We start from the raw sequence: 12,616 nt of genomic DNA, 5'->3' as shown, positions 1-12,616 counted from the left end.
TTTTTTAGCGAGGACAAATGAGTACTGAAGGTGGCGCAACCGGTTATATAGTCCATCACTTGACACCGTTGTCGGTGGGTGAGGGATTTTGGACATTGCATCTGGATACCTTGTTTTTCTCCGCGTTTTTGGGCGGATTGTTCATTCTGTTTTTCAAAACGGTAGCGGAAAGAGCGACATCCGGCGTGCCGGGGTTGGCGCAAAATATTGCGGAGACCTTGGTCGAATTCGTTGATACCCAAGTTAAGGACAGTTTTCATGGCCGTAGTCCTTTAATAGCGCCGCTGTCGTTAACGATTTTCTGCTGGGTGTTCATGTGGAATGCCATGGACATGTTGCCGGTGGATTTGTTGCCGATGATAGGCAGTTTGATGGGCATGGAATACATGCGCGTGGTGCCGAGTACCGATTTGAACGGTACCTTTGCATTGTCTATCAGCGTATTCTTCCTGATATTCTTTTACAGCATAAAGGTTAAAGGCTTGATGGGGTTTGCTAAGGAAATGACTTGCACACCTTTCGGCCCGAAAATGATGCCGTTCAATCTGCTGCTGAAAACAGTTGAAGAATTGGCGAAACCTATCTCGCTGGGCCTGCGGTTATTCGGTAACTTATATGCCGGTGAGCTGGTATTTATCCTGATCGCTTTGCTGCCACCTATCGTTCAGCCATTGCTGGGTTTTCCTTGGGCGGTATTTCACATCCTGGTTATTACCCTGCAAGCCTTCATATTCATGGTGTTAACCATTGTGTATTTGAGCTTGGCGCACGAAGATCATTAATAGTTTTATTTTCAACTTTCATATCAATATTTAGGAGACACTATGGAACTCGCATCATTAATTGCCAACGTACAAGGCTTCACCGTTATCGCAGTTGGCATCATTTTGGGCTTGGGCGCAATCGGTACTGCTATCGGCTTCGGTCTGTTGGGCGGTAAATTCCTGGAAGGCGCTGCTCGTCAACCTGAGTTGGTTCCAATGTTGCAAGTCAAAATGTTCATCATTGCCGGTTTGCTTGACGCGGTAACCATGATCGGTGTTGGTCTGGCTCTGATGTTGACCTTCGCAAACCCATTCCTTTCAGCCGTTCAATCTGTTGCAGGTTAATTAGCAATTATCGGATTCATTTGAATAAGCTAAGCCTTATTCGCATACCGATAGAATGACAACGGCATTACGAGGAAAGCATCAATGAGCATCAATGCTACTCTGATCGGGCAGATGATAACTTTCACACTTCTGGTTTGGTTTACCATGAAGTATGTCTGGCCACCGATCATTGCCGCTCTGGAAGAGCGCAAAACCAAAATTTCCGAAGGTTTGGCCGCGGCCGAGAAAGGTCAGGAAGAAATTAAATTGGCCGAGAAAAAAGCCAAGAGCCTGCTGAAGGAAGCAAAAGAACAATCGGCGGAAATCGTCAGTGCAGCGCAAAAACGCGCCAATCAGCTGGTTGAAGAGTCGAAAGATCAAGCCAAAAAAGAAGGCGAGCGTTTGCTTGAAGCAGCAAAAGCCCAGATAGAGCAGGAAATGCTGCAAGCCAAAGAGAGCTTGCGCAAGGAAGTATCCTCACTGGCTTTGCGTGCCGCTGAACAGATTTTGAAAGAAGAAATCGACAAAGCCAAGCATCAAGACATTCTCAGCAAAGCAGCGGATCAATTGGGTTAAGCAATGGCTGAGTTATCGACATTAGCAAGACCTTACGCGGAAGCAGCTTTCAAGCGTGCCAAGGAAACGGGGTCGTCCAAACAATGGTCCGATTCGTTGACGTTTTTGTCTTTGGTCATCCAGGATGAGGCATTGGCTGCCATTGTCAAAAATCCTCGGGTTGGCAAACAGCATACAGCACAGTTGATTCTGGATATTTGCCAGGATCAGATACATGACGAAGCCAAGAATCTTCTGAAAGTGTTGATAGAAAATGACAAGCTGCCCTTACTGCCGCAAATTTCGGTGATGTTCGAGCAGTACAAAGCGGACGATGAAGGCTACGCCAATGTGGATTTATACAGCGCGTATTCTCTGACAAAAGCCGAGCAAGGCAAGTATGTCGCCATGCTGGAAAAGCTTTTGCATAAAAAGGTCAATGCATCCGTTTCTGTCGATAAATCGTTAATTGGGGGCATCCTCGCTAAAGCGGGCGACAAAGTCATCGACGGTTCTATCAAAGGCCAGCTTCATCAATTAGCTAAAAGACTTTAAGAGTTAGAGCGGGAAAATAAAATGCAATTAAATCCATCAGAAATAAGTGATCTGATCAAAAAGAAGATCGAGAACTTCGACGCCCATGTTGAGGCACATACCGAAGGCACCGTAGTCAGTGTCACAGACGGTATTGTTCGGGTTCACGGTCTGTCGGAAGCAATGCAAGGCGAAATGCTGGAATTCCCTGGCGGCTCTTACGGCATGGCTTTGAACCTGGAAAGAGACTCGGTCGGTGTGGTAATGCTCGGTGCTTACCAACACATCACCGAAGGCGATACCGTTAAATGTACCGGTAGAATTTTAGAAGTGCCGGTGGGTGAAGCATTGTTGGGCCGTGTGGTCGATGCCTTGGGTAACCCTATCGACGGTAAAGGCGCCATCGAAACCAAGTTAAGCTCCCCAATCGAAAAAATTGCCCCCGGCGTTATTGCCAGACAATCGGTAGATCAACCGGTGCAAATCGGTTTGAAAGCGATTGACTCGATGATTCCGGTTGGCCGCGGCCAACGTGAGTTGATCATCGGTGACAGACAAACCGGTAAAACCGCCATTGCGATTGATGCGATCATCAATCAAAAAGGCACCGGCATCAAATGTATCTATGTCGCTATCGGCCAAAAACGTTCTTCTATCGCCAACGTGGTTCGCAAACTGGAAGAGCATGGTGCGATGGAGCACACTATCATCGTGGTGGCTTCGGCTTCTGAATCGGCAGCGCTGCAATTTATTGCACCCTACACCGGTTGCTCAATGGGCGAATATTTCCGCGACATTGGTGAAGATGCGCTGATCATTTATGACGATTTGACCAAGCAAGCTTGGGCGTATCGCCAAATTTCCTTGCTGTTGCGTCGTCCGCCAGGTCGTGAAGCCTACCCTGGTGACGTGTTTTACATCCACTCACGTTTGCTGGAACGCGCTGCGCGTATTAACGCGGTTGAAGTCGAAAAACTGACCAACGGAAAAGTAAAAGGCAAGACCGGTTCATTAACTGCATTGCCGATTATCGAAACCCAAGGCGGCGACGTATCGGCTTTCGTACCAACCAACGTAATCTCCATCACCGACGGCCAGATCTTCTTGGAAACCGGTCTGTTCAATTCGGGTATTCGTCCTGCGGTTAACGCCGGTCTGTCAGTATCTCGGGTTGGCGGCGCGGCACAAACCAAGATCATCAAAAAGCTGGGCGGCGGTATTCGTTTGGATTTGGCGCAGTTCCGCGAATTGGCCGCTTTTGCGCAGTTCGCTTCCGATTTGGACGAAAGCACACGCAAGCAAATCGAACGCGGCCAACGGGTTACCGAGCTGATGAAACAAAATCAATACGCGCCGATGTCGGTTGCGGACATGAGTGTTTCCTTGTACGCGGCTAACGCTGGATTCCTGGATGGTCTGGAAGTTAAAAAAGTCCGCGATTTCGAAGCGGCCTTGCTGGACTTCATGCATGCCGACGAATCTGCTTTGATGGCTAAAATCAACGAGAAAGGCGACTACAACGACGACATTCAAAAAGGCATCCACAACGCCATTGAACGTTTCGTCAAAACCGGTAGCTGGTAAAGGGTCCGCACATGGCTGTTGGCAAAGAGATACGTACCAAGATCGCGAGTATTAAAAATACTCAGAAGATTACTCGGGCCATGGAAATGGTGGCGGCGAGCAAGATGCGTAAAACCAAAGACAGAATGCAGGCCACCCGGCCTTACGCGAAAAAGATAGGCCAGATCATCAAACATCTGGCTTATGCCAATCCCGAATATAAGCATCCGTTTTTGATCGAACGCGAAGTGAAGCGCATCGGCATCATCGTAGTGAGCTCCGATAGAGGTTTGTGCGGTGGTCTGAATGCCAACTTGTTTCGAAAAGTTTTAGGCGAAATGCAGCAATGGCAAAGCCGCCAGATTGAAGTAGACGTCTGCACCATCGGTAGCAAAGCGGCGGGTTTTTTCAGCATGATCAAAGCTAACCTGATCGGACAAGTCTCGAAATTGGGGGATACACCGCATCAGAGCGAAATTATCGGCACGATCAAAATCATGCTGGATGCGTTTGCCGCCGGTGAAATTGACGAGTTGTTTTTGATTAGTAATGACTTCGTAAACACCATGACACAAAAACCGGTGGTACAAAAATTGTTGCCGGTTGCTGTGAGTGACTTGGCTGATGAGTCCAAAGGTCGCTGGGATTACTTATACGAACCTGATGCTAAAGAAGTATTGGACAGTTTATTGATCCGATATGTGGAATCCGCGGTTTTCCAAGGTTTAGTGGAAAACAACGCCTGCGAGCAGGCTGCCCGAATGGTGGCAATGAAAAGCGCATCCGATAACGCCGGGAATATCATTAAAGAATTGCAACTGGTTTATAACAAAGCCAGACAGGCGGCAATTACGCAAGAGATTTCCGAAATCGTGGCCGGCGCTGCCGCTGTTTAGTGCATCAAGACAAGTTTAGAGATTTTAAAAGAGGACGACATAATGAGTTTGGGTAAAATCGTTCAGATCATCGGTGCGGTCGTAGACGTGGAGTTTCCACGCGATAACCTGCCGAAAGTATATGATGCGTTAAATGTTAAGGGCGGTCTGGTTTTGGAAGTTCAGCAGCAATTGGGCGACGGCGTAGTCCGGACCATTGCGATGGGTTCCACCGACGGTTTGAGCCGTGGTGTTGAAGTCAGCAACTCTGGCGAAGCGATCAAGGTACCGGTCGGTCAAGCAACTCTGGGACGCATAATGAATGTCCTCGGTGAAGCGATCGATGAAAAAGGGCCTATCGGTGAGAAAGAGAAGTGGACTATCCACCGTGACGCGCCTTCGTACGACGAACAAGCGCCAGCCAACGAATTGTTGGAAACCGGTATCAAAGTAATCGACTTGGTTTGCCCGTTCGCGAAAGGCGGTAAAGTTGGTCTGTTCGGCGGTGCCGGCGTAGGCAAGACTGTTAACATGATGGAATTGATCCGTAACATCGCGATTGAGCATAGCGGTTTCTCGGTATTTGCTGGCGTCGGTGAGCGGACTCGTGAAGGTAACGACTTCTATCACGAAATGACCGACTCTAACGTTATCGACAAAGTATCACTGGTTTACGGTCAAATGAATGAGCCACCTGGCAACCGTTTGCGCGTCGCGCTGACCGGTTTGACCATGGCGGAGTTTTTCCGTGACGAAGGTCGTGACGTACTGTTCTTCGTTGACAACATTTATCGTTACACTTTGGCGGGTACCGAAGTATCGGCGCTGCTGGGCCGTATGCCTTCCGCGGTAGGTTATCAGCCTACACTGGCTGAAGAGATGGGTGTACTGCAGGAGCGGATTACTTCCACCAAAACCGGTTCCATCACTTCTATCCAAGCGGTATACGTACCAGCGGACGACTTGACCGACCCGTCGCCTGCTACAACATTTGCTCACTTGGACGCGACCGTCGTATTGTCCCGCCAAATCGCCGAGCTGGGTATTTATCCGGCTATTGATCCGCTGGATTCCAGCAGTCGTCAGCTGGATCCTTTGGTTATCGGCCAAGAGCATTATGAAGTAGCCCGTTCGGTACAAGGTATTTTGCAACGCTACAAAGAACTGCGCGATATTATCGCCATCTTGGGTATGGACGAATTGTCGGAAGACGACAAACTGACCGTATCCAGAGCGCGTAAAATCCAACGCTTCTTGTCTCAGCCGTTCTTCGTTGCCGAAGTTTTCACCGGTTCACCAGGTAAATACGTGTCCCTGAAAGATACCATTGCCGGTTTCAAAGGCATTATCAGCGGCGAATACGACAGTCTTCCCGAGCAAGCTTTCTACATGGTCGGCACAATCGACGAAGCCATTGAAAAAGCCAAAGGCATGTAAACCACCTCATAGGAGAGTTTTAACATGGCAATGACAATTCATGTGGACATCGTCAGCGCGGAGCAGGAAATTTTTTCCGGCTTGGCTGAAATGGTCTTTGCACCGGCGGAAATGGGTGATGTAGGCATTGCGCCGCGCCATGCGCCGTTAATCACCAAGCTTAAGCCCGGTGAAGTTCGGGTTAAGCTGAGCGATAAGGATTATCAAGCGTTTTACGTGTCCGGTGGCTTTCTGGAAGTGCAGCCGCATTTGGTGACCGTTTTGGCGGATACCGCGATCAGAGCAAAAGACATTGACGAAGCGGCGGCGTTACAAGCCAAAGCCAGAGCGGAAGAAATGCTCAGCGATAAATCGGGTAAATACGATTACGCGATTGCGCAAGCCGAATTGGCGCAAGCTGTAAACCAATTAAGAACCTTGGAAAGATTAAGAAAACGTGGTGCGTAAACCATTTATCGCGTAAAAATATAAGCCCGATGACGCAACGTTATCGGGCTTTTTTTGTTTTAAGGAATAGCAATGTCGATTAAAACCATCATCTTGGCGGCCGGCCAAGGCACCAGAATGCGTTCTTCGCGGCCTAAAGTACTGCATGAAATCGCCAATAAAGCGTTGTTGCAGCATGTCTACGAAACAAGTCTTTCGCTGGAAAATAATCAGATTTTTATCATCTACGGCCACGGCGGTGAGACTGTCAAACAAGCGTTGAGTAGCTTGGACGCTACCTGGATAGAGCAAAAGCAGCAACTAGGCACTGGGCACGCGGTACAGCAAGCCATTCACCACGTCGACGATCCGGACACCGTATTGATTCTATACGGCGATGTACCTTTATTAAAAGCAAAAACCATCCAAACCTTATTGCACAAGGTTAGCTTGACGTCCTTGGCATTGCTGACGGTCAACCTGGACGACCCCACCGGCTACGGCCGCATAGTCCGCGATAAAGATCATGCCGTTGTCAAAATAGTCGAGCAAAAAGACGCCAACGAAGTGGAATTACAAATCAGCGAAGGCAATACCGGCATCCTGGCCTGCAAAGGCAGCCAGTTGAAGCAGTGGTTGTCCAGGCTGAGCAATAACAACGCGCAAAATGAATACTATTTGACCGATATTATCGAAATGGCCGTGGAAGATGGCTTAACCGTTGAAACCACTCAAGCCGGTAGCCAGGACGAAGTGCTGGGTGTAAACAATCGCAGCCAATTGGCGCATCTAGAGCGCGTGTATCAAGCGGAACAGGCGCAAGCATTGATGGAAAAAGGCGTCACACTGCGCGATCCGGCTCGGGTGGATGTCAGAGGCAGTTTTGCCGAACTGGGTCAGGATATTGATGTGGACATCAACGTGATTTTCGAAGGCGTTAATTGCATCGGCTCCAATGTAAAAATCGGTCCCAATTGTCTGATTAAAAACGCCAGCATCGCCAACGATGTTGAAATTCTGGCTAACAGCGTAATCGAGGACGCCTCGGTCGGCGCCGGCAGCCGCATCGGTCCGTTCGCCCGGCTGCGGCCGCAAACCGAACTGGCCGACCACGTGCATATCGGCAATTTCGTAGAAATCAAAAAATCCACTGTCGCCACCGGCAGCAAAATTAACCATTTAAGCTATATTGGCGATAGCGAAGTGGGTAGCAAGGTCAATATCGGCGCCGGCACCATTACTTGCAATTACGACGGCGTGAATAAATTTAAAACCATCATCGAAGACGGCGCGTTTATCGGCTCCGATACCCAATTGGTGGCGCCGGTAACGGTCGGAAAAAATGCGACAATCGGCGCCGGTTCCACTATTACCCGCGATACGCCGGAAAATCAATTAACCCTTAGCCGGAGTAAGCAGCTTAGCGTGCCTAGCTGGCAGCGTCCGGTCAAACTGGCGGAGATTGTTCCCGACAATTCTCCGCACTCGTTAGCTCCTAGTCAGTCGGAGAAATAGTATGTGTGGGATAGTCGCGGGCGTTGCCCAACGCAATGTGGTACCGATATTGATAGAGGGTTTGAAGCGTCTGGAATACCGGGGCTACGACTCTGCCGGCTTGGCCGTCGTCAATAGCGGAGAAATATTCCGCAAGCGCGAGTTGGGTAAGGTTAAAGGGTTGGAAGCGTTGATTTCCGCCGACCCAATCGAAGGCCGCATCGGCATCGCCCACACCCGCTGGGCTACTCACGGCAAGCCCAGCACTCGCAATGCCCACCCCCACGTCAGCAAGGACCGTGTCGCGGTGGTACATAATGGCATCATTGAAAACCACGATCATTTACGCACTGCATTACAGGAAAACGGCTACGTCTTCACCTCCGAGACTGACACCGAAGTCATCGTGCATAAGGTTGCTGAAGAACTGAAAGACGCCGACAGCCTGCTCGACGCCGTCACCAAAACCGTCAAAAGCCTACGCGGCGCTTATGCCTTGGGCGTCATCGACAGCGAACAACCGGATTTATTGGTTGCCTGCCGTAAAGGCAGCCCGCTGGTCATCGGTATCGGCATCGGCGAATATTTCATCGCCTCCGACATTGCCGCCTTGCTGCCGGTTACCCAGCGCTTCATCTTCCTGGAAGACGGCGATGTGGCCGAATTGACCATCAACGGTGTTACCATTTTCGACGAAGCAGGCCGCCGCGTGGTCCGCCCGGTCATCGAAAGCCAGCTGAAAGCCGACTCGGTCGACAAAGGCAAATACCGCCACTACATGCTCAAGGAAATCTACGAGCAAGCCTGGGCGGTTTCCGAAACCCTGGAAGGCCGCTTCATCGACAACCGTTTGCAGGACAACGCCTTTGGCCACAACGCCGGCGAAGTGTTCGACCAGATCAAATCGGTGCTGATCCTGGCCTGCGGTACCAGTTACCACGCCGGACTGGTCGCTCGCTACTGGTTCGAAAAATACGCCCGAGTGCCCTGCTCGATCGAAATTGCCAGCGAATTTCGCTACCGCAACCCGGTGGTGGCACCGGATACATTAGTAGTCACCATTTCCCAGTCCGGCGAAACTGCTGACACGCTGGCCGCATTGCAGGAAGCCAAAAAGCTCGGCGTCAGCCACTCGTTGGTGATCTGCAACGCTCCGGAAAGCTCGTTGGTACGCGAATCCGATCTGGTGTTGATGACCCGCGCCGGCCCGGAAATCGGCGTTGCTTCGACCAAGGCCTTCACTACCCAGTTGGTGGCCTTATTAATGCTGATCATCGCGGTCGGCCGCCGCTTCGAGCTAAGCGCTGACCAAGAGGAACACATCGTCTCGCAACTGTTCGCCCTGCCCGGCAACATCGAAAAAGTGTTGAAGCTGGACAATGCCATCGAACTGTTGTCGCAGCGTTTCGCCGACAAGCACAACGCGCTGTTCCTCGGCCGTGGTACTCATTACCCGATCGCGATGGAAGGCGCGTTGAAGCTGAAAGAGATTTCCTACATCCACGCCGAAGCCTATCCGGCCGGCGAATTGAAGCACGGCCCGCTGGCCTTGATCGACGCCGAAATGCCGGTGGTCACGGTGGCGCCTAACAACAATCTGCTGGAAAAGCTGAAATCCAATATCCAGGAAGTCAGCGCCCGCGGCGGGCAGTTGATCGTGTTCATGGACGAGGACTTGGCGGAAAGCGATGCCGCCGACGAGAACGTACAAATCGTCAAAATGCCCAGCGTCGCCAACGCCATCTCGCCGATCATCTACACTATCCCGCTGCAACTGTTGTCCTACCACGTCGCCGTACTGAAAGGTACCGATGTAGACCAACCACGGAACCTCGCAAAATCGGTTACAGTGGAATAGCGGAAGATTCGACGGAATGGATTCCGAATATGTTGGGTTTGGGTTTAAGGGTTTGTCGGGTTAAGTCTCGGCAAATCCTTTTTTATTGGCTGTGATTTGCTCGTTGTGTTTTGAATTTTCCGACGACCGGGAGGAGAGATCGGACCCAAGCGGAAATTGGTGTATTTAATCCGGCACGCCGGTTTGATATTCAAATAACGAAAGTTGTAGGGTGGATAAGCGTAGCGTCATCCGCCATAGAGTAGAAGAATTTTAAATTAGGTGGATGGCGCTGCGCTTATCCACCCTACGGTCCTGCTGTCCTACCACGTCGCCGTACTCAAAGGTACCGACGTCGACCAGCCGAGCAATTTAGCCAAGTCGGTGACGGTGGAATAGCGGAGGATTTGACGGAACGGATTCTGTGTTTGTTCAGTTTGAATTTAAGGGTTTGTCGGGTTCGGCAAACCCTTTTTTGCGAGTTGCGGTCTAGTCGTTGAACATCTAGTTAGATGATGACGGGGGAAGGTCGATCGACTCCGAGCGGAAATTGGTATATTTATTCTTGAATGTCGGTTTGAAATTTAAATTGACCATTCAAATTTCGGAAGTTGTAGGGTGGATAAGCGAGGCGCCATCCACCAAGAATAGAAGATTTTTAAATAGGTGGATGGCGCTTCGCTTATCCACCCTACGGCCCTGGATGATCACGGGAATAACTGAGATTAATATAAATTGAATACTTCAATACTAACAGCAATCCCCGTGGGCTATTGCGCCTTACGGTCTTATTTAACCCATCTACAAATCAGGGATGAACGCACGAAATGGATAACTCGCCACATACGCATCCCGACCTTCGTCAAATGCTACAAGCACATTCCAGAGCACTCTAAATATGGTTGAGATATTGACTTGGCTGGTTTTGTTGGGGGCGGGTGGACCGTTCAAATTTGTGGCGTTGTTGATCACCCTGGCGGCTTATTTGATCGTGGTCTGGCTCACCGTGTCCGCCACTTGGCGCTGGCTGCGCGAGCGCAGATACCGCTACTTGGCCGTGGTGTTGGAATTGACGGTGTTGCTGGTTTTGCCAACCGGTTACTTCGCCAATCATCGCTCACAGAAACAACAAGCAATCGACACCAAGCTCGCCACCATGACCAAGGCCTTGGATCGCTATCACGAACTGTGTAATGGCGCGGGCGAGAAGATTTATCGCTCGGTTGACGATGTCGACGGCGTGTTTTTGATGAAGCTTGAGTTCGATGAAAGTTCCGGCATCAGCCAGTACAGCATCGATGCCAAGAGTCCGTATGAAAGTCTCGGGGATTTCGACAAAAGCGGGCTTTATAAAAACGACCATGCGGTCGGTTATATGAGCTTCGACGGCTATATAGCATCTTTCCTGCGTGACAAAGCGATTTCCGACAGATTTCCAATTGAAGATGTCAAAAACATCAAACCATTACCGGCATTCCGCTACGTCGAAGCCATCGACCCCTCGGACCATCGACGTTACCGCTACACCGGCAGTTGGCAAAAGGTCGATACCAATGATTGGGATAGATGGCGAAAACTGATCCGTAAGTGGGGATATATCCCGCGAGAGATGCTGGAGCCGGTTGATTGGATAGACGGCGTCCGCGTCGAATTCGTATTGAGCCGAGAACCGGCCGGCAATCCGCCGCCGCGCTACGGCGTGACCTACGATGATCTGGAAACCCCGGAAGAACGCAAGATGTGGATCGCCGGTAGCTCGCTGAAAGTGATCGATCTCGGAACCGGCGAGTTGCTGGGACAGCGCATCGGCTATCTGCATGACGGTGGCGGCGGTGCTAGTGGCTCCTCCCGGCAACCATGGGCTCACGCTATGAGAGGAAAAGGCTGGTCGTGCCCAAGTTGGTTTTCACCGGCAAATAATAAACCTGGTTTTATTTTCAAAATACTTCATCCAAGCAAGGAGATAATCCATGATTGAATCGCCAATCACAAGCTATTTGAAATACATGCGACTGCAGGTGGTAGCGGAGGCATTTCTGACCGACGAATTCGGCAACCTCTTAACTCCGGGCATGCCTCAAGGCGAATACGAGAAGGCCTTGATAAACGGCAACACCCACACCAGCAAACTCACCACAACCGAAATAGAGGCTTTCAAAGCCGATTGGACAGTCCTCGCCCAACAAGCCAACACCGACACTGGCTTCAGCGGCACGCTGTTCAAAAGTACGGACGGCGAATACGTCATCTCCTTCCGCAGCACCGAATTCGTCGACGACAACATTCGCGACAGCTTCGGCACCAACAACTCGATCAGCGATTACGGCTGGGCCTTCGGTCAGATCAGCGACATGATGAAATGGTTTCAAGGCTTAAATTTGCCTGCCGGTGCGCATGTCACCCTCACCGGCTATTCGTTGGGCGGCCACTTGGCCACCGCGTTTACGATGCTGGTCCAGGAACGAAATTTGCCGATTACAATCGACCATGCCTATCTGTTCAACTCCGCAGGCACAGGGGGCTTAAACAATGGCGCGAGTCTCAGCCAAGTTATACAGACTTTCGATCAACTGTGGCAAGACGGCCATCCTGACAATGCCGTGCTGGCCGAGAAAATCGGATTAAGGGCCGATTTGTACGCCAGAGCGCTTACCGCCGCTGACAATGGCATACAAGATGTGCTGAACAGCGTGAAGCGCATCGGTCGCGATGTGTGGCGGTTCGTAAACTCTCCACACCCTACGCTTGCCTTTGTAGGCATTTGCGATTGGCACTCTTGAATTCGTCCAGCGCTTATGGCTGCT

Annotated in this window: 12 protein-coding genes; all 12 read left to right on the top strand. The window is 50.6% G+C overall.

Annotation, left to right across the window (positions count from 1 at the left end):
• The first annotated feature begins 17 nt into the window (after positions 1 to 17).
• Entirely contained in the window at positions 18 to 782 is a 765-nt protein-coding gene (gene atpB / locus JL719_RS23545; RefSeq protein ID WP_026147085.1) for a F0F1 ATP synthase subunit A, read from the top strand.
• 42 nt (positions 783 to 824) lie between these two features.
• On the top strand, positions 825 to 1,109 hold the full coding sequence (atpE, locus tag JL719_RS23540) for a F0F1 ATP synthase subunit C (protein ID WP_020484117.1): 285 nt from the start codon (positions 825 to 827) through the stop codon (positions 1,107 to 1,109).
• Positions 1,110 to 1,193: 84 nt separating this feature from the next.
• A complete protein-coding gene (locus JL719_RS23535) occupies positions 1,194 to 1,667 on the top strand; it encodes a F0F1 ATP synthase subunit B (RefSeq protein ID WP_026602690.1) in 474 nt (157 codons plus the stop codon).
• A gap of 3 nt (positions 1,668 to 1,670) precedes the next feature.
• Positions 1,671 to 2,201 (top strand): F0F1 ATP synthase subunit delta, encoded by a 531-nt coding sequence (locus JL719_RS23530; protein ID WP_033156957.1) that lies wholly within the window; start codon positions 1,671 to 1,673, stop codon positions 2,199 to 2,201.
• 21 nt (positions 2,202 to 2,222) lie between these two features.
• Positions 2,223 to 3,764 (top strand): F0F1 ATP synthase subunit alpha, encoded by a 1,542-nt coding sequence (gene atpA / locus JL719_RS23525; RefSeq protein WP_033156956.1) that lies wholly within the window; start codon positions 2,223 to 2,225, stop codon positions 3,762 to 3,764.
• An 11-nt stretch (positions 3,765 to 3,775) separates the two neighbouring features.
• Positions 3,776 to 4,639, top strand: a complete 864-nt coding sequence (gene atpG, locus JL719_RS23520; RefSeq protein WP_033156955.1) for a F0F1 ATP synthase subunit gamma — start codon at positions 3,776 to 3,778, stop codon at positions 4,637 to 4,639.
• Between the two features lie 42 nt (positions 4,640 to 4,681).
• Positions 4,682 to 6,055 (top strand): F0F1 ATP synthase subunit beta, encoded by a 1,374-nt coding sequence (gene atpD, locus JL719_RS23515; RefSeq protein ID WP_033156954.1) that lies wholly within the window; start codon positions 4,682 to 4,684, stop codon positions 6,053 to 6,055.
• Between the two features lie 24 nt (positions 6,056 to 6,079).
• On the top strand, positions 6,080 to 6,502 hold the full coding sequence (locus tag JL719_RS23510; RefSeq protein ID WP_033156953.1) for a F0F1 ATP synthase subunit epsilon: 423 nt from the start codon (positions 6,080 to 6,082) through the stop codon (positions 6,500 to 6,502).
• Between the two features lie 72 nt (positions 6,503 to 6,574).
• Positions 6,575 to 7,996 (top strand): bifunctional UDP-N-acetylglucosamine diphosphorylase/glucosamine-1-phosphate N-acetyltransferase GlmU, encoded by a 1,422-nt coding sequence (glmU, locus tag JL719_RS23505; RefSeq protein ID WP_033156952.1) that lies wholly within the window; start codon positions 6,575 to 6,577, stop codon positions 7,994 to 7,996.
• A gap of 1 nt (position 7,997) precedes the next feature.
• A complete protein-coding gene (gene glmS, locus JL719_RS23500; protein WP_033156951.1) occupies positions 7,998 to 9,833 on the top strand; it encodes a glutamine--fructose-6-phosphate transaminase (isomerizing) in 1,836 nt (611 codons plus the stop codon).
• 877 nt (positions 9,834 to 10,710) lie between these two features.
• A complete protein-coding gene (locus tag JL719_RS23495; RefSeq protein ID WP_033156950.1) occupies positions 10,711 to 11,790 on the top strand; it encodes a hypothetical protein in 1,080 nt (359 codons plus the stop codon).
• A complete protein-coding gene (locus JL719_RS23490; RefSeq protein WP_033156949.1) occupies positions 11,783 to 12,592 on the top strand; it encodes an alpha/beta hydrolase family protein in 810 nt (269 codons plus the stop codon). Before JL719_RS23495 ends, JL719_RS23490 begins: the two co-directional genes overlap by 8 nt.
• Positions 12,593 to 12,616: the final 24 nt, after the last annotated feature.

The sequence above is a fragment of the Methylomonas sp. LW13 genome (genome assembly GCF_016865255.1).
Taxonomy (GTDB): domain Bacteria; phylum Pseudomonadota; class Gammaproteobacteria; order Methylococcales; family Methylomonadaceae; genus Methylomonas.
This window is presented reverse-complemented; position numbering and strand designations above follow the sequence as displayed.